This window comes from Streptococcus sp. 4094, from assembly GCF_013277125.1.
Taxonomy (GTDB): Bacteria; Bacillota; Bacilli; order Lactobacillales; family Streptococcaceae; genus Streptococcus.
The window spans coordinates 20019-45636 of the sequence record NZ_VMMI01000022.1; the positions used below are offsets into that span (position 1 = coordinate 20019).

The window sequence follows — 25618 nt, forward strand, 5'->3', positions numbered from 1 at the left end:
AGAATGTCAGTTGCACAAAAATATTACCTAAATTATTTAAAAAACATTTCCAAATTTCTTTAAAAATTAGAATAAAGGAAGCGAGATAATTTGATGTTATCAGTCTCGCTTCCTGTAATTAGCTAGTCCCTTGTTTATACAACCAAGAGTTCATATAAAGTATTACTCTTTGACTTCTTTTTGGTAACGATTATATGCTTCCTGTTGAATCTTCATAAATTCGTCCAATCCCATATTCTTAAGAGTTTCTTTGTATGAGTCCCATTCTTTTTCTATGCCACCTTCAACTACCCATTTAGATGCTTGTTGTTTGACATAGGATTCAATGCTAACATAGATTGATGATAATTTGTTAAGCTCTTCTTGTGAATAAATCACATTAGGGTAAGCTGGCAACGCAAATTGTTTCAAATCTTGGTCCATCTTCAATTTCAATCCATCACCTTGTGTTTGATCGATTTCTACGCGACTATTGATATCATCGCTTACGTATTTAGGACCAAAATCTCGAAGTGAATTAATCCATGCCCATTCATCAGCTGATTTACCATCTTTAGGAGGTAACACTTTAAACTTATCACCATTCTTTTCAGTAGCTATTCCAAATGATCCATAGAAATTCTGAATACTTGCTTCATCTGTATATAATTTATCCAACCATTTCAATAATTTAGCAGGGTTTTTGCTCTTATTTGTAATCAAAATTTCATTTCGACCATAGTTGTAATGATCTGGATCAGAAAAGACATATTGTTTACCATCCATACCTTTTAAAGCAGGTAGAGCAATATACTCACTTGAATGTAATCCAAACGTTGCATCTGCTGTCCAACCACTAGAAACACCTACTCTAGATACTCCCTTATCCATACGTTTCGCAACACTCATAGAGGTATCTTCTGTAAAGATTTCCGGATCAATCAAACCTTTTTTATAAGATTCGTGCATTGCTGCAATCCCTTGTTTATAACTTTCCTCTGTACGAAGGTAGACTGGTTTTCCATCTTTTACAGACATTTCATATGTATTATCTGCCCCTAAACGATTATTGAACGGAAGAATATATGAGAATGTTGGATCAAAGTTTCCTGCTCCGAATGGAATTTCATCAGAAGCGTCTCCATTTCCGTTCGCATCTTTATCCTTAAATTCTTGTAGTACTTTTACTAAATCATCATAAGTTTCTGGAACCTTTAATCCTAAATTATCCAGCCACTTTTTATTAATAAATAGCTGATTAGCTACAGTAGGACGCATCGGTAATTTTTTAGGTAGACTGTAAATATGACCATCTGGTGAAGTAATCATAGCTTTAATCTTAGGTTCTTTCTCCATAGCCTTAGTTAAATTAGGCATGTTTTCCTTGATTAAATCTTCCAATGGAATAAACAAAGATTGGTTCTGAGCAATTTCTGAATCTGTAAATGCATTTGAACCCAAAAATGCATCTGGTAAATCTCCGCTAGCAACCAAAACAGATTTCTTATCTGCCCAATCTGCAGCTACAAGTGTATCCCATTTAACATCAATACCTGCTTCCTTGGCAGAATCTGTTAGAAAACCTTTATGATAATCTTCTCCCCAGTCAGACCAACGAACAGTTGTGATTTTATAAGAATCTTCTCCAGACTTATCGTCCTTATTCGCATTATTGGAATTTGCACAGGCTGTTAAGCCAGCAAGTGTAACTGTTCCTAAGAACAAATATGTAAATGATTTATTTTTCATGTTTTTCTCCTATTCTTTCAAGGCGCCAATCATTACGCCTTGATTAAAATATTTTTGAACAAAGGGATATAGCAACATAATCGGAGCGGTTGAAATAACAATTGCTGCATATTTCATCATATCGGCTTTAATACGAAGATCTGATGCCACTTCTCCTGTTGCTTGCGATTGTAACATTTGATTACTAATTAGTAAACGTCGTAAAATTAATTGCAATGGTTGTAAATTTTCATTCGTTAAATAAATTAAAGCATTAAACCACGAATTCCAGATACCAACTGCAGTCCAAAGTCCAATAACTGCTATAATAGCTTTTGATAAAGGAACAACTATCTTAATAAAATAACGAATTGTACCACAGCCATCAATTTGCGCAGCCTCCCACATCCCGTCTGGAATACTATTATTAAAGAAAGTTCTAGCAACAATAATATTGTATGATGAAACTGCAAAAGGTATTACCATTACCCAAAATGTATCAATCAAGCCTACATTCTTTACTGTTAAGTAGGTAGGAATCAAGCCACCTGATACAAACATAGGGATTATGTATAGAATACTCATCCACTTTCTACCAACTAATTCTTTTCTAGATAAAGCATAACCAGCTGGAATATTGACTACTAAAGCAACTAAGGTACCAACAACAGTATATAAAATGGTATTTAGATAGCTACGTAAGAATAAAGGTTGTTGAATAAGACGTAAATATCCATCTAATTTCCATTCTCTAGGAATAAACCATACCTTTCCATTTGCAACATCTGAAGGATTACTAAAAGATGCAATCACTACAAACCATAACGGATAAACAATTAACAGGATGAGGAAAATTGCTAAACCATAGGTAACTATATCAAATAATAATTCAGAGTTTGTTTTTCTTGATTTATGAAACCATCTCACTTTAAGCACTCCTTCCTTTAAAAAAGACCCGTTCTAGTATATCTTTTTGAGAACCAGTTAACAGATAACAAAATTATTAGATTGACTACGGTGTTAAATAACCCTATAGCTGTCGAATAACTATACTGAAAATTCACCATACCAACTTTATAAACATAGGTCGAAATTATCTCACTTCCTGCTAAATTAAGTGGATTCTGTAGTAGTAACACTTTCTCAAACCCTACACTTAATAAACTACCTGCTCTTAATATTAATAAAATCATAGCAGTCGGCAAAAGCAATGGTAATTCTATATGCCGAATTTTTTGTAACCTAGAGGCACCATCCATAGTTGCAGCCTCATAATATGTAGGATCAATTGCAGAAAGCGCCGCCAGATAAATAATACTATCCCAACCAATATGTTGCCATACATCACTCCAAACATAAACACCTGCAAAATGACTAGGTTTTGATAAAAAATCTGGAATAGTGATTCCAACAGACTTAAATACATTCGCTAACAAACCACTAGTAGGAGATAAAAATAAGATAATCATCCCACACATAACCATTGTAGAGATAAAATGAGGTAAGTAAGTTGTCACTTGAAATATTTTTCTAAATTTCCCAACTCTTAACTGATTACTAATGATAGCTAGTATAATAGGTAAGGGAAATCCTACTACAATACTATAAAGTGAAATTTTTAATGTATTGAACATAGTTGTCCCGAATTGGAATGATGAGAAAAATTGAGTAAAATACTTAAATCCTACCCACTGACTAGCAAAGATACCATTGGCTGGTGAATAGTCTTTAAATGCAATAATTAGTCCCAACATGGGAATATAGGAAAATAAAATCAATAGCAATATTGAAGGAAAAAGTAATATATATAACGGAATACTATGCTTTAATTTTATTTTATGAAGTTGAGATGCTACTTTCATGTTTTTCCCCCCATCTGATTTTCTACGATTATTTTACACCATATAGAATTCCCTTAATAGAACTTTTTGGACTAGGTTTATCAATTTTTCAGTTTTTTAATTTTAAAAACTATTACTTTTCCGACATCTTGATAAAACATATCTGTTTTGTTACATGATATCGTATTTTCAAAGTGCTATAATTTTAAGAGGAGAATAGTATATGAAATTAAATCACGACTTATCAAAAAAACATTCCATTCATTTTTTCTTTAAACTCCTACTTGTACTACTATTGATAAATATTTTAATCAATATTGCTATGAGTAACATAACCAGAAATTTTATTAAAAACCAAAATATAGTACACCTACGTAGTTCAATTGAAATTTATGCTGACTCTGTTAATGAGAAATTGCATTCTGTAGAACGCTTTATGTACTCAACAATAACGCATAATGAATCTTTAGAGAAATTAAATCATGTACAAACGTTTCTTGACTATCAAGAAGATCTCAAAAAAGTTCAAACTAGCTTTACAGAGTTTGAATATCAAAATGAAACTCATATGACATTCTTATTAGAAACCGATAGTACTGATCATTTTATAAATGTCTCCAATCTTTATATTCCATATGAAGATTATCTACTGTTAAAATCAAATCTAAAATCATTGCGTAGTGATATAAGTGACCGTAAATGGAAAAATGTAACTACTAAAAACAGCGAATACTTAGTTAAATCTGTTCATTACGAAGGAAAAATCATTTATGCCGTCATATCTTCAGAAGATATCCTAAAACCTCTAAGAAAACTTAATATTGGAAATAATGGTAAACTTTCTCTAAAAGAGCCTAACAATATACCCTCCGAAAACTACCTGATTCATGCTCAAAATGAAAAAACGCATTTACCTTTCGATATTTATGTTTTAGTCGATTATGCCGAAGTCTTTAGAAATATCACACTCTTAGAAGTATTTTTATCAGCTGTTCCTATCATTATCACCATTTTATCAATCATCATTATCCTGTATATTCGTCAATGGATGATTAAACCAATAACAAGACTCACTGAACGGCTCTCTCAACTTGGGGACTCCATCCCCCCTTCTGAATTTTTTATATCTGAAGGTATACTAGAAATTGATAAGGCAAATGATAAACTTAATAAAGTAATATTTGACATGCAAGAATTAAAAATACGAGAATACCATTCACAACTAGAACTTAAGAAGATTGAGCTTAATTATCTTAAGAACCAAATTCGTCCGCATTTCTACTTAAATATGTTATCAATGATTCATAGTATGCTTCAAACAAAAAACTATAAAGAAATTGAAGAGTTAACTATCCTAACTTCAAATTATCTCCGTCATTTATTTATGGCTAATCAAGATTTTTCAGAACTTAAAGATGAAGTTCAGCATATTAAAGATTATTTAGAAATACAACGAATTCGATATGGAAATAGCATCTACTTTTCATTAAACTACAATGATGACCTACAAAATACTCTTGTCCCATCATTACTTTTACAAACATTTATTGAAAACACAATCAAACACGGTTTTTCATTTCAGGATTTATTTACAATTTTACTATCAATAAAAAAAGTAAAAACTGAGGACTCAGATTATATTCAGATTTGTATCGAAGATAATGGTCCAGGTTTCTCTGAAGAAATTTTATCAAAACTAAATCAGAAACAGTCTCTAATAACAGAAGATGGACATCATATCGGGATCACAAACACCATCGAACGTTTAAATCTTCTCTATCCCAACGACTATAGTATTGCATTTGAAAATAGTGAAGAAGGTGGGGCTAAAATTCTTTTACTTATTCCATACAAGATTATAGATGGAGGTTATAATGAACATCTTATTAGTTGATGACGATCGTTTTATCATTGAAGCTTTACGAGAGAAAATAAATTGGGCTAAACTACACATTGACACTGTTTATGTTGCCTATAGCCTCACTCAAGCTCAAAATATTATTAGAGAACATCCTATTGATCTCATGATAAGCGATATAGAAATGCCTCAAGGTAGTGGCCTCGATCTCTTATCGTGGATTAGAAATGAAAAATATGATATAAAAACAGTTTTTTTAACCAATTACGCCGACTTCAACTATGCTCAAAAAGCAATTGAATTACAAAGCTTCGAATACTATCTAAAACCCATTAACTTCGAAAAATTAGAATTTATTATTCAAAAAGCCATTAGTAAAATTGAGAATCATAACTTAAACGGAAAAAATGATGCACTTTTACAAATAGAAGATAACTTCTGGTATGATTACCTTAGAAAACCTCAAATTTCTCGCATTGATGAGCTAGAAAATATAGCAAGCAAACAAGATTTTATTCTTCAAAAACACCAGTATTTTTTTCTTGCAGTTTTAACAATCAATCTTAATGAAGAAGATTATTCTGCAGAAACTCCATCATGGACTTCTCAACTAAAAAGAGAACTTCAAAGAATTTCACAACCTTCTTATAAACTGATAAGTCTATTCAAAATGGAAAGCCAGGTTGATCAATATGTTTGTCTCTTTAGAGTAGACTCATCCAAACGTAGTGACAAATTGGCATATGAGATTCATTCTCAAATTTCTAATAACTTTAGTAAATACTCAAACATTATATATAAGAGTTGCCATAAAATATCCGATATTTTATTTCATACCAAAGAACTCTACACTTATAATGAACAATATGTTTCTTATTGGAATACTATTACATGTGTTCCACATAGTTTCCCAACTTCTTTCAAAACAGAAACTCTTTCAATTACTTTTTTAGATAGCTTAAGCGAATATGAATTAAGAGAAAAAATTGATTCACTTGCTTACAATTCTCAAATTCCTACTTTCACACTACAACAAATTTTACTAGATTGGACTCAACAAATAGGAATATATCTAGATCAAAATGGAATCTCGGCACATAAATTATTCCAAAACAGCACTCATGATTTCCTATTCCAACGACGCTTTCATTCAATTGAATCTTTTCAGGATTACTTTGATTATTACTGGTCACATGCTAAGAAATTTGCAACAAACATTGAAAATCAAAAAAATAGTATTCAACGCATCGTCGAATACATAGATCATCACTACTATGAAGATATAAATCGTTCTATATTAGCAGATATGGTTTATCTCAGCGCAGATCATTTAGCTAGAATTTTTAAAAAAGAAACTGGAGAAACTCTTGTTAAATATATAACGGATAAACGCATTAATGCTGCTAAATCTCTCCTATCTCAAACAAATATCTCAATATCACAAGTATCTTGTCAAGTAGGGTATGATAATTATTCTTACTTTACTAAAATTTTTAAACAAAGGACTGGACTTTCTCCTGGAGATTACCGTAAAACTTATCAAAACAAAACGTAAGCAATGTAAATTATTGAAATGCTAAAGACTGTGGTAAGCTTTGACACTCTACAATTTTTCCAAAGATAGCTCCATAAACTTATTTGAAATTGCTGATAAGGTAACTTCTTAAAAAGTCAGTTTGAGAAAAACATCCAGTAAATATTTCTAGGATAAAACGTATACTATCAAGCTTTTACGCCTGATAGTATGCGCTTTTTATTTGAATACTTGCTATAACACCTTATAAGGTTTACTATCATGCCATACCAAAATGGACTATTTTTTAATTACAGAAAAACACTATTTCTAAATACTTAGAAATAATAAAATAAATTCCATTTTATTTCTAAATATTTGAAAATAATATCTATTTGTATTATACTATCTTTGAGGTATCTATTATGAACTATATTAAAAGACCACATTATTTAGATTTTTTAAGAAGACATCGTGACCGTCAAATCATTAAGGTTGTGAGTGGAGTTAGACGAGCTGGTAAATCTGTGCTTTTTCAACTCTATAAAGAGGAGTTACTAGCAACTGGGGTAGACGAGGATCAAATCATATCCATCAATTTTGAGGATCTGAGTTATTATGACCTCCGACATTTTCAAACATTATACGCTTATATAAAAGAGCAATTAGTTAGCGAGAAAACATACTATATCTTTTTAGATGAAATTCAACATGTTGAAAAATTTGAACTGGTAGCAGATAGTCTATTCATCTTGCCAAATGTTGACCTCTATTTGACTGGATCAAACGCTTACTTTATGAGTAGCCAATTAGCTACAAACTTGACTGGTCGGTATGTTGAGATAGAGGTCCTTCCTTTGTCATTTGAAGAATACCTATCAGGTCAATCTCTCTCAGAGAATCTGAATACAACAGAAATTTTTAACAATTATCTCTTTAGTGCTTTCCCTTACTTATTGCAAACATCATCTTACGCTGAAAAAATTGATTATCTAAGAGGAATATATAACTCAATACTGTTAAATGATATTGTCACTAGATTGGGAAATCCAAATCCTACTATTATTGAGCGCATTGTCCGAACCCTTCTCAGTAGTACAGGTAGCTTAATATCAACAAATAAGATTCGTAATACCCTAGTCAGCCAAAACGTTTCAATATCCCATAATACTTTAGAAAATTATTTGACGACTTTGACAGACAGTTTACTTTTTTATTCCGTCCCACGTTTTGATGTCAAAGGTCGAGCATTATTGCAACGCTTAGAAAAATATTATCCCGTTGATTTAGGTTTACGACACCTCTTATTGCCAGACCACAAAGAAGACATTGGGCATATCTTGGAAAATATGGTATATTTGGAATTGAGACGTAGATATTCACAAGTATATGTTGGTAATTTAGATAAATATGAGGTTGATTTTGTTGTTGTAACTGATCTTGGTCACTACGCTTATTATCAAGTCAGTGAAACAACACTTGCTCCTGAGACACTAGAAAGAGAACTTAGACCACTAGAAGCCATTAAAGATCAATTTCCTAAATATCTATTAACAATGGATACGATTCAGCCAACAGCCAATTACAATGGTATTGAGAAGAAAAACATTATAGATTGGTTACTAGAAAAATAGATAATCATAAATCATACATCTAACTAGATTTGCAACAGTCTGTTATCAATGATTCTACCAAAACCCTAACAAGATATAGCGAATTTAGAACACTGATACTTGAAAGATAACATGGGATCTATAACTTTTGGAAGTACTATCATCATAGTCTTGTTAAAGAAAAGCATCACCCACTTTTTCAAATAAGATTAAATTATAACTAAATTATAATGAAAAAGAGACTGAGCAATCAGGCTTTAAAATCCTAAAAACGCATACTATCAGGTATTGAAAAAACTTGATAGTATGCGTTTTATTATGGAAATATTTCCTTCATTTTCTCCTGAAATAGGTTTTTTGGTCTTATTTTCTCTATTTCTAATGACTTACTTCAGCTTCTTACCTCTTGGGAAAAATAACAAAAATACGAACTATCAAAGTTTGGCACCCTCAGTAATCCAGAACAATTTATTTACATATATCGACACCAAAGGAAACATCAACAAACCTTTACATGCCGACTATCTAAACAATAAAATGAAAAGCATCAGAAAGTGACATAAAGAGCCGGCACATGCTACACCTCATAAACTGCGACATACAGGAGCGACACTTGCCAAACAAGCAGGAATGAGCTTAGAAGCTATTTCTGAAGCTCTAACACACAGTGACACAGGAACAACACAGGTTTATGTAAATACTTCTAATGTAGTTCCTATGACAGTTGGAGATATTGCTTATCGCAATCTTAAAAAGTAATGGTGTGAATTTTACCCTATGGAAACATCTACCAAGTAATTTATATCTTCCAACTTTCCCTTATCAAACATTTGATACTAACATTGTATAAAGCAGTATTTACTTTATCAAAGTCATCAATCAATACAATATTTGTTCCCCTGGACAATAAATATTTAGCTTCTATAAAAAAACTATTACTGTCGATTCATCGAAATAAATTACCCCTGCATCACATATCAATTATCACCTAACTCCCTCAACCTTTCCTGTCCTATCTTCAACATCTCTTCTTCCACCGTGTTCCATTTTCCAAAGAGGCATTCTTGTAGAACTTCTGCTGCTGAGGTTTGATCTACTTGCGAATCATAAACACACGATTGATCTCTTTGATAAATTTGAATTTGTCTAAAAAGTTCTTCCTTTTCCAACTCCCGTAAGTTACCAACCAAATGTCCTACAATTCCATCATGGTGTGTTTTAGGAGTCGCTCTAGCTTGACTAGGATCTATAGCGTAGAGCTCCTCATAACGTATCAAAGTACTGAGATAGGACAATTCTGGCTTAGTCGCAATCAGTGCAAGTGAGACTTGATAGCCTCTAGCTGTCAATAATTGTGCTGTTTTACGAGGAACTTCGGTCGTTCTCAAGGTACCTTCGATTAATAAATGATAACCTTGTTTACTCAATTCATCTACAAGATATTCAACCATTTGGCCTGCAAATACTTTGGTATAATCCACACTATCTTTACCATACTTTTCCTGTAGACCAAGGTAGTTCGGATGAAAAGAGCGATAACTATCTCCATCAATGATAATAATATTTCCTTGAAATTCCCTTTGTTTAATACGATGAATCGTTGTCTTACCAGCACCACTCTGTCCACCAAGCAAAATAGCCTTAGGCTGAGATGAAGTTGTTTTTCCACGAGTTAAAGAACGAATGAGTCGATTAGAGGCTTTAATAAAGTCATCCTGGCTAAATTTATCTAATTTCATTAAGCCACCACTAGATGACTAGCTTGTTCTAGCACACGTTCAATGCCATCCAAATAGCCATTATATCGCTCTACATCCTCAAAAGTTGCAACAAGATAAATCTTCGTGTTAATCAAATCAGAAAGATCATCGCTCATTAGAACCCAAGGATTAGAACTATCATCAAATTTAATTCCTTGTTCATCTTGAAAACGATAAAGTTGCGCTAAGATATTTGCTCCTCTTTCCTTTATCAATTCTATTTTTAATGTTAACTGATAATCTTCTACTGGTGTGAGCATTTTTTCCTCCCCTACGATATCGATATAGGAAACATTAAATTTTTTGCAGATACGATCTACTAATTCTGTCGAAACTGAACTTGTCCCATTCTCATAACGACTCAGGCTATTTCGAGAGATGCCAATAATCTTTGCGAATTCAGGTTGGGTGAGATCATGTGTTTTACGTAATGTTTTTATATTTTCTCCAATCATGAGAGTCCTCCTTTTATTTATTTCTATTATAGCAAAAAAAATAGAAACGCACCATTTTTGGTGCGTTATAAAAAACTTTATTGCTGTATCGAAAGACTGAATCGGCATAAAAGCATTACCACTTTTTGAAATATTGACTTTTCTAAATTCACCTGCCCAATGATACATATCTTCAAACAAAAATTGATGAATTTTCAATATATCTTCTACACTATAAACTGGGATAGGATTGATAAATAATTTCAAACTCTTACTAGCAACCATACGATATTCAAGCTCACGTGCTTTTTGTTCATCTCGTTCTTCCTGCTTATTTCTTAGAACTGAAGAATCTGGATAGGTATATAAATTATCTGGATCAATATAGTCATAAGAATTATAACATTTACGCTTCATTAAGCCATCCCCAGACCAAGAGCTTCATCTCGTAATTTTTCAACATCACTAACCGTAGGTCGCCATCCTTCAATCATATTTGTACTTAAAGCATACCAAACACTCTTAAAAACGGAGCGGTTTTCAAAAGCTACTCCCATGATTGTCATCTTTTCTTTATCTATATCTAAGGACATATGCTACCTCCTTTAGTTACATTATACCATGTTTCTATGTAGCTTTTAAATATTTTATTTTGTCTGTAATCTCTAAATTTCAGCACATTTAGCCTATTTTATAAACTTCAAACTCAAAGATGAAAACGCGTTCTTTTTGCTTTTTTACTATTGTATCGTATTCTACGATAACATACTTTACTGTATTGTTTTTTTAAAGTAACAGCAGTTCCCTGTTTATCAACTATTCGAACTACTTTCTATTTTGCTTCATACCCTACATAGCAAAAAAATAAAATGAAAAAGCAGAGAAGAATAACTTAAAAAGATTTCTTCACTGCTAATGTTAACATTCATTATTTAAACTATATGGATTCTATCATCGAATATACTTTTTTTCTTATTAAATGCCTTGCTCTTCTTTCACTAGTTTTTGATCATATACACGGATGAATGGGAGATAAACTAAGAATGCTGCAAATGCACAAACGAGAGCAACTAATACAGCTCGAAGATCTGCTGTCCCTAAGAAAGCTCCAATCCCTACTGGAGTTGGCCATGGAACCTGTGCGATAATTGGCTTAATAAAGTTTAGAGAATTCGCTACGTAATAAATAGTAGCAGTAACCATTGGTGCTAAAATAAATGGTATAGCCAAGGCTGGATTATAGATAATAGGTAATCCAAAAATTAATGGTTCATTAATATTAAATAAGGCTGGAACTACAGATGCTCGTCCTATTGCTTTAAGCTGTTCAGATTTAGAGGCAAAAGCAATATATAAACATAGGCCTAAAGTTGCACCAGAACCACCTGCAATTACAAACATATTAGAAAATTCACCTGCAACAGCGAAGTGCCCGCCAGCAGCATTTTCAGCCATATTAGCAAGAGCAATTGGACTAACAAATGCAAAAACAATGTTAGCACCGTGGATACCTACAATCCAAAGTAGTTGAGTCAATAGATAAATAATCATTAAACCAATCCATGAATTAGTCAGATTGGATACAAAACCAAATGGAATTGCAATGACTTTAAAAATATCTGTTCCCATTGCTACAAGAAGACCATTGATAAAGATAACAACAAATGCAACAACAAATCCCGGAACCAAAGCGGTAAATCCACGAGAAACTCCTTCTGGAACAGCTTCAGGCATTTTAATAACCCAATTATGTTTAACACACATACGATAAATAAGAACAGTCACAATTGCCATAATGATTGCGGTAAAAATCCCTGTTGTCCCAAAACGTGTGACTCCATTTCCCATTGCCCATCCATCTGCAATTACTGCACCTTCTTTTAGACTTGTCACAGTCTTCATCATTCCACCATCAAAAATGATTTGAGGTACTGTCATGACAAAAGCCATCAAGGCGAGCAAGGCACCATTAAGAGGATTCATATTGAGTTCTTCTTCCTCTGCATAAATTTTTGTCAATTCATATGCAAGTGAAAGAACAAAATAAAGAGATAGAGAACCCATAGTCGCATAATTTGCAACCATGTAAAGTGATGTGAATTTATCAAATGAAGCAGAGAAAATATCTGCCACAATTGGCCAAAATGAGAAAGCTTGTGGCAAAATACTGAATACCAAAAACATTGATCCTACAATAGTAAATGGTACAGCTGCCATACCAGCAGCCGTGATAGCACGTACTACTTTAAACTGGGCAAGTTTGCCCATTGGTTCCATAACATGGTTTTCAAGGAAACCAAACAACCCGTTTTGTTGATCCATAAATAGACCTCCTTAATAAAACATAATAATTTTTACTTTTTGAAGACTAGTTTCAAATACAAATGATACTAGATCAGGATTATAAACTAAGTGAGTTCTTTTCCAATTGGACAAATTGTTGATAAGCCTTATCTGTTCGTTTATAAATTTTTTTAATTCTTCTAATGTCTAACAAACTCAGAACTAAACCTAATAGAAGAACTACAAAAACAAATAAACGTGCTACTTGGTTATTTTCAAAAATCGGAAAAAGATTCGTAAACCAACTTGTCCAAGTTAAAACAAGTAATCCTATTGAAATAAGCATTTGTATTCTAACAAACATTAGTGTTATTCCCAACTTTTCTTTCCTATTTCCATAAAGTTTAAATTGTTCAACAGTTGCTAAAATAGAAAATACTATGAGCATAATGGGGAAAATAATAATAAGCGAGGGACTAATAAACTGATTCAAAAGCCAATAAACATTTCCAAAAAAGAAGAGTGCTATTGAATAACGTAGAAGAAGATATCGATTGAAAAAAGTATTAGTTAGAGCCATCTCTCGACGTTGTTGTTCAATTTTTTGTCGTTCTTTTCTATCCATATCATTCCCTCCTTATATTTAGTTAACTTTCTTATAAAGAGCTAACATTTCCTTTGCTACTTCTAATAATGTCATAGTGGTCATTAAATGATCTTGAGCATGTACCATGATAATTTCAATTTTAATTTCCACTCCACTTGCGTATTCTTGCAAGAGTTTGGTTTGTGCATGATGCGCTTCAAGAATTATCTCATTTGATTGATTTAATTTACTTTCTGCATCATCAAAACTACCTTCTCTCATTTTTGCAAATGCTTCATGTATTTCTGACCTTGCATTTCCCGAATGCAGGATAATTTCAAATGCTGCAACCTGCAGTTCCTCTTGATTCATATGAACCTCCTATTTTATCTTCTCAAATATGTTAATAAAATCTTCAAAGTTATTGCAAGATATTAGCTGATTTTGCAATTCATCATTCTCTGTCAGAGAGACTATCTTTTTAGTCACAGTTGCCAAACCTTCGTTCCCATATATTGATGGAGATAGAAGAAATACTAGCTGGACATGTGAACTTTGATTATCCCAGAGTAACGAATCTTTACAAATTGCAATCGAAACCTTTCCCTCTGTACCAAAGGGTTGAATAGGATGCGGAACTGCAATTTTTTCAGAAAAAACAACTGAACTTAATTCTTCTCGCTGTTTAATTCCATAAAGTAAAGATTGTTCAAACTCACTTGATTCACCAACAGATAAACCCTCAACCATCTTTTCAAGTAAATTTACCTTGTCTGATTCAGTACATATTAAAAAATTTTCTTTACTGAAATACTGTCTAAAGCTAGTATTTTCAAACTTGTTAATCTTTGATGATTGTACATGACTAGAAACTTGCATCTGATTCATAGATTTTCGAATCATTTCTATCTCATCACTCTTAAGAAATACACTAACTTTAAAAACTGGAATTTGAAAATATAGATTCGATAAATCAACAGCTGATACTATAAAATCTATTCCTCTAAGTTTTTCTTGATTCAATTCATAATAGCCTATTACATCAACAACTTCTACTCGGTTCCCAAACTCCGTTTCCAAACGATTTCTTAACATTTGGGCTGCACCAAATCCCGTTGCACAAATAGCAAGAATATTAAACTTAGTACTCTCTTTGCTACGTTCCATAGCAGCTAAAAAGTGAAGACTTACATATGCTATTTCATCATCTGATATTGACCACTCTATGAACATATCCATATTTGCAAGAATTTCTCTAGTCATAAAGAATATATCACTATAATTCTGTTTAATTTCATCTACCAAAGGGTTATTTAAGATGATCCGACTTTCTAAACGTACTTGTAGTGTCATTAGATGAGTTATCAATCCTTCAATTAGTTGGAAATCTGAAGAAAAGTTATACATATCATCTAATCCTAAATCCTGAAATGTTTTAAATAAAGATTTTTTTAAAACTTCTTCAGAAATATTCTTCTGATTTTTTTGACATTGTTGACTCTTAGCTAACAAATGCAAAGTAATGTAGTCTATTTCCTGAACTGGAAATTCCTGATTTGTTACTTGACTTACTTTAGAAAGAATTCTTTGGGCAACCTTTCTCTCTATTGCATCATCAGTCATCTGACAGTCTATATTTTTTATTTCAAATCCGGATTTTAAACGAATCATAGACAATGCTATGTGAACTACTAAGTTCTGTAGTACAAAATCAGATAGTTTTAGGTTGGCCTCTTGGCATTCATCCAAAACAATTCTAGCAAATTCTTCTAATGGTACAGTTTGATCAAAAAAGTTAAATTTTACATAGCAATGTATTGTTTTAAAAAATTGATTCTCTAGGAAATAATGCATGATAAAACGTCGTTTATCACGTTCCTCACCTGAGACATAGACTCCTTTATTCGCCCTACTCTCAATAGACAAATTACACTCTGATAACATCACTCGTATCTTTTTGAAATCATGAGATAATGTTGAACGACTAACGTAAAGTTCATCAGCTAAATCATCAAAAAGAACTGGAACTTGCTCAAATAATAATTTATTTAAGATAAATACTAAACGATCATCACCTTTTGAAACCGCAGTTTTCGTATAGTCTTCTTCCAGTTCATAAGTTTGTCTAAACTCCTGGTAAGCGCCTTGATTTTCAAAAAATATTTGATACCCTTGACCTTGTTTTGAAATCAACTGGACGCCTTGAATTATCATGGTCTTCTCAATTAGTTTCAGTGCATTACGAACAGTTCTATCTGAACAGGATAAATATTCTGCCAGTTCTTTGCTTGTAACAAAACGCTCCTTATTTTTTATTAAAAATTGAAGGATATCTTTCTCCTTAATGTTTAACACATTTATTCCCTCCTAAAACGTAGGTTTTCATATATTAAAGCATATTATACACTTAAATCAGTTTATATCAAACTCAAAACAATTTAGCTTAACTTAAATATTTAATGGCATTTTATATGTTTATTAAATATTCTCAAGAATCAAATTGGTCATTTTTTCAATACCAATTGGAATAGGAATATATGCTTGAGGAGGTATTTGTACAACTGGTTTTCCTGCTTTAGAACCAGCCTCTTCAAATTGCTTAAAGTACATTTTTGTTTGAGGACTAACAAGATATAAATCAAAATCCGCTGCTGCGATAGCTTTCCCTCCTTCAGTAGCACTAATAGCATCAACCACAATATCTTTCCCTTTTCCTTTTAGAAATTCTGTGGTTTTTTTTGCCATAAGTGATGAAGACATTCCTGCTGCACAAATAATTAAAGCTTTTGCCATAATATTTTCTCCTTTTCTTAAATCCAATCAAAGCTGTGCTAAGTTGGCTTATTTGTTATCTAATCTCATTATAAGATAAAGCGTTTTCAATGACAATTCCCTCATTTTCCTAAATGATATGGAAAAAAATTATTTATACTTCAATTTATAAAATAAAATTATTCCTGAAAATAGAAATGAAACACTATTTGCTAAAATCAAAGGTAAGTCACCTATACGAATACCATGAGCAAGCCACAATGCAATACCAATAACTTGCATAACATACATACCTAGAGCAATAGATTCCGTATCCTTTGTCTTAACTACACGAAAAACTTGTGGTAAAAATGCAAATGTTGTTAAAATTGCTGCAATACTTCCAATCATATGTTACCCCAATTTACTAAACAAACTGAGAATAACCTCAGTTTGTTTACACTATTCTACTGATTCGCCATTAGATGAAATAACTTCCTTATACCAGCCAAAAGATTTTTTCGGGGAACGATTATAACTTCCCTTCCCATTATCATCTTTATCTACATAAATAAAGCCATAACGTTTCCGCATTTCACCGGTACCAGCTGAAACCAAATCAATACATCCCCATGGAGTATAACCCATTAAATCAACACCATCTTCAACTACAGCCTTTTTCATTTCACGAATATGGGCACCTAGATATTCAATTCTATAATCATCATGTACCATACCATCTGCTGCAACTTGATCTATAGCTCCAAAACCATTTTCAACAATAAAGAGTGGTAAGTGATAGTGGTCTGTAAACCAATTTAACGCATAACGCAAACCTTCTGGATCAATTTGCCACTCCCATTCAGAAGCCTTAACATAATTATTTTTTACTAAATCCTCTGTTTCAAGATAATCAAAATAAGGATTATTTTCACGATGAGAATCGATAGCAAAGGACATGTAGTAACTGAAACCAATGTAATCTACAGTCCCACCAAGTAAATCTTCTTTATCCTGCTCTGTAAAATCAACTGAAATACCTTTTCGTTCCCAATACTTAAAAATATGTTCAGGATATTTACCTAAAACATGCACATCAGCAAAATAATAACGTTTCTGCATAGCTTTCATTGCCATTAAGATATCCTTAGGATTGCAAGTAGCTGGATAAATTGGACACATCGCAATCATACAACCTATTTGAAAATCTGGATTAATCTCATGACCAATTTTTACAGCTCGTGCAGAAGCAACTAATTCGTAATGTGCTGCTTGATACATAATTGCTTCTCTATTATCACCTTCCTCATATACAATACCTGAGTTAGTAAATGGTGCAAAATCTTCCTGATAATTCGCTTGATTATTGATTTCATTGAAAGTCATCCAATATTTAACCTTATCTTTGTAACGTTTAAATACGACTTCTGCAAAACGAGCAAAGAAATCAATCAATTTCCTATTTTTCCAACCACCATATTCGGTCACTAAGTGGTAAGGCATTTCAAAATGAGATAGAGTGATGACAGGTTCAATACCATTCTTTAAGCATTCATCAAAAAGATTATCATAAAACTGTAATCCTTCCTCATTCGGCTCTAACTCATCACCTTTTGGAAAGATACGTGTCCATGCAATAGAGGTACGGAAGCACTTAAATCCCATTTCAGCAAAAAGTGCTATGTCTTCTTTATAACGATGATAAAAATCTATCGCCTCATGATTTGGATAATATTTACCCTCTAAAACTCCCGAAGTAATTTCACGAGCTACTCCATGGCGACCAGCAGTCATAACATCAGCAACACTAATTCCCTTGCCACCTTCTTGCCATCCGCCTTCAAGTTGATGAGCAGCAACAGCTCCACCCCATAAAAATCCATCTTTAAAAGTAGTCATCTTTTTTCCTCCTGACTTTGATACTCTTATTATAAACCTCAAACCAAAAGATGAGAACGCATTCTTTTTCCTTATTGTTAAGGAAAGAAGTAATTTCAAATGGAAATAGAACAATATCTTCTTGTATTCTCGTAATGATATCTTTACGATTTGCAATACTTTCAAACTACAAAAACTCTCACAATAATTCTAATCCCCCATGTCTATAAACGACTTATCGCTTTCTGGTATCCCAGAATCATCTTCTATATAACGTTCAACTTGCATCTGCAAGTGATATTTTGTTCTTAAATCTAAGATTTTCTGCATTGTCTTTGATTGATGATGTTCATCTAAAGCTTCTTGATTTGTCCACTGATCAATAAGAAGAATAGTTCCTTCTTTTTCAATTGGTAAAAAATATTCGTATTTCAAGTTGCCTTTTTGATTTCTAATTTCTGCAACAATCCCTGATTCAAGCATTTCTCTTGCAAACTTTATTGCGTTTTCTCCATCTCCTTTATAATATACATGAATAGTCAATGTCATCTCATATCCTCCAAAATCATCCTTCAAATTTTTAAAAAACAAGTTTAGATGAGGATCTAAACTTGTTTTTTATGAACTAATTATCTAACGTTTCGCCATTACTTTCAATCACTTCTTTATACCAATAAAATGATTTTTTCTTATAGCGATTTAATGTTCCAGATCCATCATCATTTCTATCAACATAAATAAATCCATAACGCTTACTCATCTGGGCCGTTGAAGCTGATACTAAATCAATACATCCCCATGTAGTATAACCTAACAATTCTACTCCATCCTCAATAGCTTCACCTACTTGTTGTAGATGTTTTTTGAGATAATCAATTCTATAGTCATCATCAACAGTAGGTCCATCCGCACCTTCAATTAGAACGTCTTTAGCACCCAAACCATTTTCAACAATAAACAACGGCAACTGATAACGATCATAAAGATTATTCAACACTATACGTAAACCAATAGGGTCAACTTGCCAACCCCATTCTGAACTTCCCAAATAAGGATTAGCAATTCCTCCCAATAAATTTCCAATGCCTGATTGATAATTTTCAGGATCATGTGCTTGAACCGAACTCATATAATAAGAGAAAGAAATAAAATCCACAGTATTTTCAGCTAATAACTCCTTATCCCCTGATTCAAATTTGATATTGATATCATTTTCTTTAAAGAATCTTTGAATATATTTAGGATATTTACCGCGAGCATGAATATCTGAAAATAGATAATTCTGATTCTCAAATTCACGCGCAGCCAGCACATCTTCTGGCTTCGGTGTCATAGGATATGTTGGCATAGCCAAAACCATGCATCCAATTTTAAATTCTGGATTGATTTCATGTCCAACTTTCGTTGCCAAAGCGGATGCAACTAACTCATGATGAACCGCTTGATAAAGATCTTGTTTATATAATTTCTCGACTGGAGTTGCAATACCACCACTTATAAAAGGAACATGTAAAACAGAGTTGATTTCGTTAAAAGTCAACCAATATTTGACTTTATTTTTATAACGATTGAAAACAGTTCTTACATAGCGCTCATAAAAACCAATCAAATTACGATTAACCCATCCATTATATTTTCTAGCCAAGTGAAGTGGAGTTTCATAATGGGATAATGTTACTAAAGGTTCGATACCATATTTAGCTAATTCGTCAAAAAGATTATCATAAAACTGTAAACCTTCTTCATTTGGTTCCAATTCGTCACCATTTGGAAAAATACGAGACCATGCAATCGATGTTCTAAATACCTTAAATCCCATTTCTGCAAATAATGCAACATCTTCTTTATAACGGTGATAAAAATCAATTCCTTCCAATTTGAGATTATCTTCTGTAGGTAGTTCTGTAATGAATGGATTTAGATCATTATCACTTACTGGAATTCCACCCCTAGGTGTCACATCCTGAACCGATAAACCTTTACCACCTACATTATAAGCACCCTCATACTGATTAGCTGCTGTAGCTCCACCCCATAAAAATTCTTTAGGAAATTTACTCATTTATTTTCTCCTTTGTTTTTTTCTATACTTATATTATAATTAAATAAAAGTGACAAATCTTGCACAATAATAGCAAAAAACGATACTATCCTATTAAGAGGAAACCTATGATTGATCTTGGACAACTACATAAAAACACGCCTTATAAAAATGAATTAATTCCCTATTCTCTTACCCGGACTATTATGGAAGATGGTCTACCTGATATTCTTTTTCACTGGCATACAGATATGGAAATCATATATGTACACGAAGGACAAGCAAGATTCCATATAGATACAGACTATTTTAACAGTGAGAAAGGATATATTATTTTAATTCGTCCTAATGCCTTACATTCTATACATCCAATTGAACATACTTATCACTACATGGATGCAATCAACTTTCAATTAGACTTAATTGGTTATTCTACAAAAGATTTTGCAGCAATTCATTACTTACACCCCCTATATAATGGACAACTAGACTTTAAACGTGTGATTAAACCTAATCAACCTGGTTATACAGAAATTAGACAAACACTAATTAATTCAATGGAAATAGGATACTATAGAAAGACATTTTTTGAACTAGAATTAAAAAGTGAGTTACTAAAACTTCTTCATCTTCTCTTTCAATATAATTACGTTTATTCAAGTAAACAATCAATAGATGGTTATCGTAGAGAAGAAAAAATTAGAACAATTATCGATTATATAAGCGAACACTATCAGGAAGATTTATCAATTAATCTTCTAGCAAAACTATGTGGGTATAGTCCAACACACTTTATGAATTTCTTTAAAAAAAATTTAGGAGTTAGTTGTATGGACTATCTCATCCACTTCCGTTTACGTAAAGCTACTGAACTTCTTCAACACTCTACTCTCTCTGTTCTAGAAATTGCCTCAGAGGTAGGTTTTAAAAACTTATCAAACTTTAATCGCCAATTCAAAAAAATTTATAAAACTACTCCTCGAAAATATAGAGAAGAAATGGAAAAATAGATATTTTACCATAGAAAAGTATTACAATTGGCTAGAATAGCAGTAGAAAGATTCATTATCATACTGTAAAATCAAACTAAAAAATGGAGTAAAAGTATGAAAAAAATTATCTTCCTTGATGTTGACGGGACCATTGTTGACTACGATAACCACATACCCGATTCAGCTAAAATAGCTATCCAACAATCACGTAAAAATGGACATCTAGTATTCCTTTGCACTGGACGAAGTAAAGCTGAGATGCCAAACAAAATTTTAGATATTGGCTTCGATGGTATCATTGGAGGAAATGGTTCCTACATAGAGTACAAAAATCAAGTTCTCATGCATCAACTGATTCCGTATGAGACTGCCAAACAAGTTGTTGATTGGCTTGAATCAAGAGGATTAGAGTTCTATCTTGAAAGTAATAACGGATTATTTGCGAGCCGTAATTTTCGTGATGCTGCAAGACAGATACTCCGCATCTATGCCTTAGGTAAAGGAGCTAGTGAAGACCAAATTTTAAACATGGATCCAGAAGATGCGCTACATGGATTAGTTTATGGTGGAGAACTATACCGAGACGATCTTAATAAAATTAGTTTTATTCTCCATTCCTACCAAAATCACTTAGATTCTAAAAAAGCTTTCCCGCAACTAAAAGCTGGTACTTGGGGAGGCCGAGGAGAATCAGCTCTATTTGGTGACTTAGGGGTAAAGGATATTAATAAAGCCCATGCTGTTAACATCATTCTTAAGCATTTAGGAGCGAATCATACTGATACAATTGCTTTCGGTGATGCTAAAGTTGATATTCCAATGCTCGAAACCTGCCATATTGGTGTGGCTATGGGTAATGGGGGTCCTGAAATACTAGCTATGGCTGATATTATAACAGATGATGTTAGACAAGATGGACTTTATAATGCCTTTAAAAAACTTAATCTACTGTAGGATATTAAAATGAAGAAAACTCTCTATTTAATGCGTCATGGACAAACTCTTTTCAACAAACGTCATCTTATACAAGGTTGGTGTGATTCTCCGCTAACAGACTTTGGGATATACCAAGCTCAAGTAGCAAGTGAATATTTCAAAGAACATGGAATTATCTTTGACAGTGCTTTTAGTTCAACATCTGAGCGCGCGTGCGACACTTTAGAAATTGTAACCGATGGAAAAATGCCTTATAAACGAATTAAAGGTCTAAAAGAATGGAATTTTGGTGTTTTTGAAGGAGAAAGTGAAGAACTTAATCCATCTATTCCTTACGAAAACTTTTTCGTCTATTATGGTGGAGAATCTCAATTAGAATTACAAGAGCGAATAAATAACACTATTTGTTCGCTTATGAAGGAAGCTAAGGGCAACTCTATCCTTATTGTGTCCCATGGAGCAGCTATTCGAAATTTTGCTACAGTCTGGGAAAATTACGAAAAAACAACTATTAACAATAGAATGACAAATTGTTGTATTCTCAAATTCACATACTCTAACGATATTTTTTATCTGGAAGAAGTTATCAATCATGATTTTAGCAACTGGAATAATAATTCTATTCAATAAAAATTAGATAATTTAATTTATTACATCCGTTAGTTTTAACCATTATCATCTACGACAATCATAACCACCCGTCAAACGGGTGGTTTGTCACAGGGCTATAAGCCCAAATTACCAGCCAGCGCCTAAAAACGCTGGCTTTCACATTGTTCAAGCCTCATTGCTCTTGACTCGTCACTTGTCTCTTAAAGAGGCTTTAGTATTACTTACCACTATCCCTAAAGGGATCCTCATATTCTTTTACACTCAATTTATCTAGTGCTATATCATGCTTTACTCGTTCTCAAATTTTTATACTCGTGAAGAAATCATCCACTGGATAATTTCTTTAATCTTGAATATATTTCTTAATTGTGGCTTCATTGAGTCCAACCGTACTCACATAATAACCTTCCGCCCAAAAATGCCGATTCCCAAACTTGTATTTGAGATTGGCATGTTTGTCAAATATCATGAGTGCACTTTTACCTTTTAAATACCCCATAAAACTTGAAACACTTATCCTCGACGGAATACTTACTAACATATGTACATGATCAGGCATTAAGTGACCCTCGATAATTTCAACACCTTTATAACTACATAAGTGGCGGAATATTTCTCCCAAACTGCTTCGATAGTGATTATAAATGACTTTTCATCTATACTTAGGAGTGAGCACAATGTGATAGAACACATCCACTTTGTGTGTGATAAACTATGAGCCTTTTGTGCCATATTTTTCTCCTTTCGCTTTACAATTGGCTTGAACACCTTTATTGTATCGCGTTCGGAGTTTTTGGGGTATAACCTTCGACGCGCACCCGCATAGCGGGTGGTTTTTTTGTCTCGCACCTAACGGAGCGAGACGGACTGAAAGTCACATAATAAGGTAAACTTTAAGGTAAACTTTTCAAAAAAACACGAAAAAAGCACCCATAAGATAAACTTTTGAGTGCTTTGAAACGTTGATATAATCGTATTGATTAACGTTTTGAGGCAACTGACCTTGTCAGGTTGTAGCCACATTTGTAAGCGACTAAAGTCGCAACAACTGTGTCAATTGCACCAATTTAGTAAGAAAGTATAAAAAAAGAACACCCCGAAAGGTGCTCTGTATAAGTATAGTAATTCTTTCGAATTAACGTTTACTAAATTGTGATGCTTTACGAGCTTTCTTAAGACCTGGTTTCTTACGTTCAACTTTACGTGAGTCACGTGTAAGAAGTCCTGCGCGTTTCAATGAATCGCGGAAGTCTGGGTCTACTTGAAGAAGGGCACGAGCGATACCGTGACGGATAGCTCCTGATTGACCAGCGTATCCACCACCTACAACGTTAACGAAAACGTCGTATGAACCTACAGTTGAAGTAACTGCAAATGGTTGGTTGATGACAAGACGAAGGTCAGCGTGTGGGATGTACTCTTCAACATCTTTTTTGTTAACAGTGATTTTACCAGTTCCTGGAACAAGGCGAACGCGTGCAACAGCGTTTTTACGACGTCCAGTACCTGCATATTGTGCTTGTGACATACTTTATTGTTCCTTTCCTTAGATAAGTCCTGAAATGTCAAGAACTTCTGGTTGTTGTGCAGCGTGAGTGTGCTCAGCTCCAACAAATACTTTCAACTTCATACCTTGAGCGCGTCCAAGTGTATTGTGCGGAAGCATACCTTTAACTGATTTCTCGATCAAACGTACTGCATTTTTAGAACGAAGTTCACCTGCAGAGATTTGTTTCAATCCACCTGGGTGGTTTGAGTGAGTGTAGTAGATTTTATCAGTTGCTTTTTTACCAGTCAATTTAACTTTTTCAGCATTGATAACAATCACAAAGTCACCTGTATCAGTGTGTGGTGTAAATGTTGGTTTGTTTTTTCCGCGAAGTACGCTAGCAACTACTGCAGAAAGACGTCCAAGTGGTACATCAGTTGCGTCAACTACGTACCATTTACGTTCAACTTGGCCTGGTTTAGCCATAAATGTTGTTTTGTTCATGATTTCTCCTATATATAGTTCGATTTTTGTTTACGGTGATGGGTGTTCCTTCCCATCGAAAAGTATTTGGAAGGTTCCGGGGCCTTTCAAATGGGGTAAACAATACCGCCTACTATAATACCAAATTTCACCCCTAAAAGTCAATAGATATGAAAAATATTTTTCCAAACCGTAACTTCTCAAAATAACTGAAAGTTATATAATCAAGTTAATTTGAGAATTTACCTATTAATTTCGATAGATTTTTGGGAATTTTTTCCCTATTTCTCCCTGTAACTAAAATCCTTTTCAAAAATCACCTTTTCTTGATTTTTAATCCTATTTGCTGTATGATAAGGGAAAAGAAAGGGGGCAAAAATATGGCTTTTACCAATACCCAGATGCGGTCGGCTAGTTTTGGCATTGTTACCAGCTTGCCTGATGACGTCATTGACTCTTTTTGGTATATCATCGACCATTTCTTAAAAAATGTCTTTGAATTGGAAGAAGAACTTGAGTTTCAATTGCTTAATAACCATGGAAAAATTACCTTCCACTTTTCAAGTCAACATCTCCCTACAGCTATTGATTTTGACTTTAATCATCCTTTCGACCCTCTTTATCCACCGAGAGTACTGGTTTTAGATCTGGATGGTAGAGAGACTATCCTCCTCCCAGAAGAAAATGACCTATTTTAATACTCAATGAAAATCAAAGAGCAAACTAGGAAGCTAGCCGCAGGTTGCTCAAAGCACTGCTTTGAGGTTGTGGATAGAACTGACGAAGTCAGTACCCATACCTACGGCAAGGCGAAGCTGACGTGGTTTGAAGAGATTTTCGA

24 protein-coding genes and 3 pseudogenes are annotated in these 25618 nt (G+C 33.3%); 8 read left to right on the forward strand and 19 right to left on the reverse strand.

Annotation, left to right across the window (positions count from 1 at the left end; genetic code table 11):
* Positions 1–162 precede the first annotated feature (162 nt).
* Genes HT721_RS06045 through HT721_RS06055 form a run of 3 tightly spaced genes read right to left on the reverse strand, consistent with a single transcriptional unit; the run spans position 163 to position 3569 of the window.
* The gene (locus tag HT721_RS06045) at positions 163–1728 is read right to left on the reverse strand and encodes an extracellular solute-binding protein (RefSeq protein ID WP_000792259.1); all 1566 of its coding nucleotides are present in this window, start codon (positions 1726–1728) and stop codon (positions 163–165) included.
* A gap of 9 nt (positions 1729–1737) precedes the next feature.
* Positions 1738–2634 (reverse strand): carbohydrate ABC transporter permease, encoded by an 897-nt coding sequence (locus HT721_RS06050; RefSeq protein WP_001267167.1) that lies wholly within the window; start codon positions 2632–2634, stop codon positions 1738–1740.
* Between the two features lie 17 nt (positions 2635–2651).
* On the reverse strand, positions 2652–3569 hold the full coding sequence (locus tag HT721_RS06055; RefSeq protein ID WP_000861540.1) for an ABC transporter permease subunit: 918 nt from the start codon (positions 3567–3569) through the stop codon (positions 2652–2654).
* Between the two features lie 202 nt (positions 3570–3771).
* Between HT721_RS06055 and HT721_RS06060 the strand changes: the two genes are divergently transcribed.
* From HT721_RS06060 to HT721_RS11125, 4 genes and pseudogenes are all read left to right on the forward strand, one after another.
* On the forward strand, positions 3772–5442 hold the full coding sequence (locus HT721_RS06060) for a histidine kinase (RefSeq protein ID WP_173229317.1): 1671 nt from the start codon (positions 3772–3774) through the stop codon (positions 5440–5442).
* The gene (locus tag HT721_RS06065; RefSeq protein ID WP_173213391.1) at positions 5423–6961 is read left to right on the forward strand and encodes a helix-turn-helix domain-containing protein; all 1539 of its coding nucleotides are present in this window, start codon (positions 5423–5425) and stop codon (positions 6959–6961) included. Before HT721_RS06060 ends, HT721_RS06065 begins: the two co-directional genes overlap by 20 nt.
* Positions 6962–7344: 383 nt before the next feature.
* Positions 7345–8553 (forward strand): ATP-binding protein, encoded by a 1209-nt coding sequence (locus tag HT721_RS06070; protein ID WP_173213389.1) that lies wholly within the window; start codon positions 7345–7347, stop codon positions 8551–8553.
* 347 nt (positions 8554–8900) lie between these two features.
* Positions 8901–9291, forward strand: a pseudogene (locus HT721_RS11125) (tyrosine-type recombinase/integrase); the annotation flags it as partial.
* A 20-nt stretch (positions 9292–9311) separates the two neighbouring features.
* On the opposite strand, the pseudogene HT721_RS11370 reads toward HT721_RS11125, so the two are convergent.
* The 13 genes and pseudogenes from HT721_RS11370 to HT721_RS06140 form a co-directional block, all read right to left on the reverse strand.
* Positions 9312–9451: pseudogene (locus tag HT721_RS11370) on the reverse strand (ATP-dependent Clp protease ATP-binding subunit); the annotation flags it as partial.
* Between the two features lie 58 nt (positions 9452–9509).
* Positions 9510–10271 carry a type II toxin-antitoxin system toxin PezT gene (gene pezT / locus HT721_RS06080; protein WP_112444310.1) on the reverse strand — a complete coding sequence of 254 codons (762 nt, stop codon included), beginning with the start codon at positions 10269–10271 and terminating at the stop codon, positions 9510–9512.
* The gene (pezA, locus tag HT721_RS06085) at positions 10271–10747 is read right to left on the reverse strand and encodes a type II toxin-antitoxin system antitoxin PezA (RefSeq protein WP_025171938.1); all 477 of its coding nucleotides are present in this window, start codon (positions 10745–10747) and stop codon (positions 10271–10273) included. The genes pezT and pezA overlap by 1 nt, the downstream gene beginning before the upstream one ends.
* Positions 10748–11142: 395 nt before the next feature.
* Positions 11143–11319, reverse strand: coding sequence for a hypothetical protein (locus HT721_RS06095; RefSeq protein ID WP_173213387.1), 177 nt, complete (start codon positions 11317–11319; stop codon positions 11143–11145).
* A gap of 382 nt (positions 11320–11701) precedes the next feature.
* Positions 11702–13048, reverse strand: coding sequence for a PTS cellobiose transporter subunit IIC (gene celB / locus HT721_RS06100; protein WP_173213385.1), 1347 nt, complete (start codon positions 13046–13048; stop codon positions 11702–11704).
* A 79-nt stretch (positions 13049–13127) separates the two neighbouring features.
* Entirely contained in the window at positions 13128–13634 is a 507-nt protein-coding gene (locus HT721_RS06105; protein WP_049511261.1) for a hypothetical protein, read from the reverse strand.
* Between the two features lie 18 nt (positions 13635–13652).
* The gene (locus HT721_RS06110; RefSeq protein WP_001070943.1) at positions 13653–13967 is read right to left on the reverse strand and encodes a PTS cellobiose transporter subunit IIA; all 315 of its coding nucleotides are present in this window, start codon (positions 13965–13967) and stop codon (positions 13653–13655) included.
* Between the two features lie 9 nt (positions 13968–13976).
* Positions 13977–15950, reverse strand: coding sequence for a PRD domain-containing protein (locus tag HT721_RS06115; RefSeq protein WP_173229319.1), 1974 nt, complete (start codon positions 15948–15950; stop codon positions 13977–13979).
* 123 nt (positions 15951–16073) lie between these two features.
* Positions 16074–16388: a PTS cellobiose transporter subunit IIB gene (locus tag HT721_RS06120; RefSeq protein ID WP_173213378.1), complete on the reverse strand. Its 315-nt coding sequence runs from the start codon at positions 16386–16388 to the stop codon at positions 16074–16076.
* A gap of 129 nt (positions 16389–16517) precedes the next feature.
* Positions 16518–16757: a SemiSWEET transporter gene (locus tag HT721_RS06125; RefSeq protein ID WP_000580381.1), complete on the reverse strand. Its 240-nt coding sequence runs from the start codon at positions 16755–16757 to the stop codon at positions 16518–16520.
* A 51-nt stretch (positions 16758–16808) separates the two neighbouring features.
* Positions 16809–18245 (reverse strand): 6-phospho-beta-glucosidase, encoded by a 1437-nt coding sequence (locus HT721_RS06130; RefSeq protein WP_173213376.1) that lies wholly within the window; start codon positions 18243–18245, stop codon positions 16809–16811.
* A gap of 189 nt (positions 18246–18434) precedes the next feature.
* Complete coding sequence (locus tag HT721_RS06135) at positions 18435–18773, reverse strand: putative quinol monooxygenase (RefSeq protein ID WP_173213374.1); 339 nt, start codon at positions 18771–18773, stop codon at positions 18435–18437.
* Positions 18774–18849: 76 nt separating this feature from the next.
* A complete protein-coding gene (locus tag HT721_RS06140) occupies positions 18850–20286 on the reverse strand; it encodes a glycoside hydrolase family 1 protein (RefSeq protein ID WP_173213372.1) in 1437 nt (478 codons plus the stop codon).
* A 107-nt stretch (positions 20287–20393) separates the two neighbouring features.
* Here HT721_RS06140 and HT721_RS06145 point away from each other — a divergent pair, with 107 nt between their 5' ends.
* The 3 genes from HT721_RS06145 to HT721_RS06155 all read left to right on the forward strand — a co-directional run bounded on the left by HT721_RS06145 (position 20394) and on the right by HT721_RS06155 (position 22823).
* A complete protein-coding gene (locus HT721_RS06145; protein WP_173213370.1) occupies positions 20394–21275 on the forward strand; it encodes an AraC family transcriptional regulator in 882 nt (293 codons plus the stop codon).
* A gap of 96 nt (positions 21276–21371) precedes the next feature.
* The gene (locus tag HT721_RS06150) at positions 21372–22211 is read left to right on the forward strand and encodes an HAD family hydrolase (protein ID WP_173213368.1); all 840 of its coding nucleotides are present in this window, start codon (positions 21372–21374) and stop codon (positions 22209–22211) included.
* 9 nt (positions 22212–22220) lie between these two features.
* Positions 22221–22823, forward strand: a complete 603-nt coding sequence (locus tag HT721_RS06155) for a histidine phosphatase family protein (protein WP_173213366.1) — start codon at positions 22221–22223, stop codon at positions 22821–22823.
* 199 nt (positions 22824–23022) lie between these two features.
* Here the strand turns inward: HT721_RS06155 and tnpA are convergent.
* The 3 genes and pseudogenes from tnpA to rplM all read right to left on the reverse strand — a co-directional run bounded on the left by tnpA (position 23023) and on the right by rplM (position 24798).
* A pseudogene (gene tnpA, locus HT721_RS06160) lies at positions 23023–23537 on the reverse strand (IS200/IS605 family transposase).
* A gap of 403 nt (positions 23538–23940) precedes the next feature.
* Positions 23941–24333, reverse strand: a complete 393-nt coding sequence (gene rpsI, locus HT721_RS06165; protein ID WP_000075973.1) for a 30S ribosomal protein S9 — start codon at positions 24331–24333, stop codon at positions 23941–23943.
* An 18-nt stretch (positions 24334–24351) separates the two neighbouring features.
* On the reverse strand, positions 24352–24798 hold the full coding sequence (rplM, locus tag HT721_RS06170; RefSeq protein WP_001044624.1) for a 50S ribosomal protein L13: 447 nt from the start codon (positions 24796–24798) through the stop codon (positions 24352–24354).
* Between the two features lie 359 nt (positions 24799–25157).
* Between rplM and HT721_RS06175 the strand changes: the two genes are divergently transcribed.
* The gene (locus HT721_RS06175; protein ID WP_061765502.1) at positions 25158–25475 is read left to right on the forward strand and encodes a DUF960 domain-containing protein; all 318 of its coding nucleotides are present in this window, start codon (positions 25158–25160) and stop codon (positions 25473–25475) included.
* Positions 25476–25618: the final 143 nt, after the last annotated feature.

Bases quoted from the DNA above. Each gene is read 5' to 3' on its own strand.
- HT721_RS06140 (WP_173213372.1), bottom strand. From the start codon at position 20,286: ATGAGTAAATTTCCTAAAGAATTTTTATGGGGTGGAGCTACAGCAGCT.
- HT721_RS06125 (WP_000580381.1), bottom strand. From the start codon at position 16,757: ATGATTGGAAGTATTGCAGCAATTTTAACAACATTTGCATTTTTACCA.
- HT721_RS06045 (WP_000792259.1), bottom strand. From the start codon at position 1,728: ATGAAAAATAAATCATTTACATATTTGTTCTTAGGAACAGTTACACTT.
- HT721_RS06120 (WP_173213378.1), bottom strand. From the start codon at position 16,388: ATGGCAAAAGCTTTAATTATTTGTGCAGCAGGAATGTCTTCATCACTT.
- pezT (WP_112444310.1), bottom strand. From the start codon at position 10,271: ATGAAATTAGATAAATTTAGCCAGGATGACTTTATTAAAGCCTCTAAT.
- HT721_RS06150 (WP_173213368.1), top strand. From the start codon at position 21,372: ATGAAAAAAATTATCTTCCTTGATGTTGACGGGACCATTGTTGACTAC.
- HT721_RS06070 (WP_173213389.1), top strand. From the start codon at position 7,345: ATGAACTATATTAAAAGACCACATTATTTAGATTTTTTAAGAAGACAT.
- pezA (WP_025171938.1), bottom strand. From the start codon at position 10,747: ATGATTGGAGAAAATATAAAAACATTACGTAAAACACATGATCTCACC.
- rplM (WP_001044624.1), bottom strand. From the start codon at position 24,798: ATGAACAAAACAACATTTATGGCTAAACCAGGCCAAGTTGAACGTAAA.
- HT721_RS06175 (WP_061765502.1), top strand. From the start codon at position 25,158: ATGGCTTTTACCAATACCCAGATGCGGTCGGCTAGTTTTGGCATTGTT.
- HT721_RS06155 (WP_173213366.1), top strand. From the start codon at position 22,221: ATGAAGAAAACTCTCTATTTAATGCGTCATGGACAAACTCTTTTCAAC.
- HT721_RS06145 (WP_173213370.1), top strand. From the start codon at position 20,394: ATGATTGATCTTGGACAACTACATAAAAACACGCCTTATAAAAATGAA.
- rpsI (WP_000075973.1), bottom strand. From the start codon at position 24,333: ATGTCACAAGCACAATATGCAGGTACTGGACGTCGTAAAAACGCTGTT.
- HT721_RS06055 (WP_000861540.1), bottom strand. From the start codon at position 3,569: ATGAAAGTAGCATCTCAACTTCATAAAATAAAATTAAAGCATAGTATT.
- celB (WP_173213385.1), bottom strand. From the start codon at position 13,048: ATGGATCAACAAAACGGGTTGTTTGGTTTCCTTGAAAACCATGTTATG.
- HT721_RS06065 (WP_173213391.1), top strand. From the start codon at position 5,423: ATGAACATCTTATTAGTTGATGACGATCGTTTTATCATTGAAGCTTTA.
- HT721_RS06095 (WP_173213387.1), bottom strand. From the start codon at position 11,319: ATGTCCTTAGATATAGATAAAGAAAAGATGACAATCATGGGAGTAGCT.
- HT721_RS06135 (WP_173213374.1), bottom strand. From the start codon at position 18,773: ATGACATTGACTATTCATGTATATTATAAAGGAGATGGAGAAAACGCA.
- HT721_RS06105 (WP_049511261.1), bottom strand. From the start codon at position 13,634: ATGGATAGAAAAGAACGACAAAAAATTGAACAACAACGTCGAGAGATG.
- HT721_RS06110 (WP_001070943.1), bottom strand. From the start codon at position 13,967: ATGAATCAAGAGGAACTGCAGGTTGCAGCATTTGAAATTATCCTGCAT.
- HT721_RS06130 (WP_173213376.1), bottom strand. From the start codon at position 18,245: ATGACTACTTTTAAAGATGGATTTTTATGGGGTGGAGCTGTTGCTGCT.
- HT721_RS06060 (WP_173229317.1), top strand. From the start codon at position 3,772: ATGAAATTAAATCACGACTTATCAAAAAAACATTCCATTCATTTTTTC.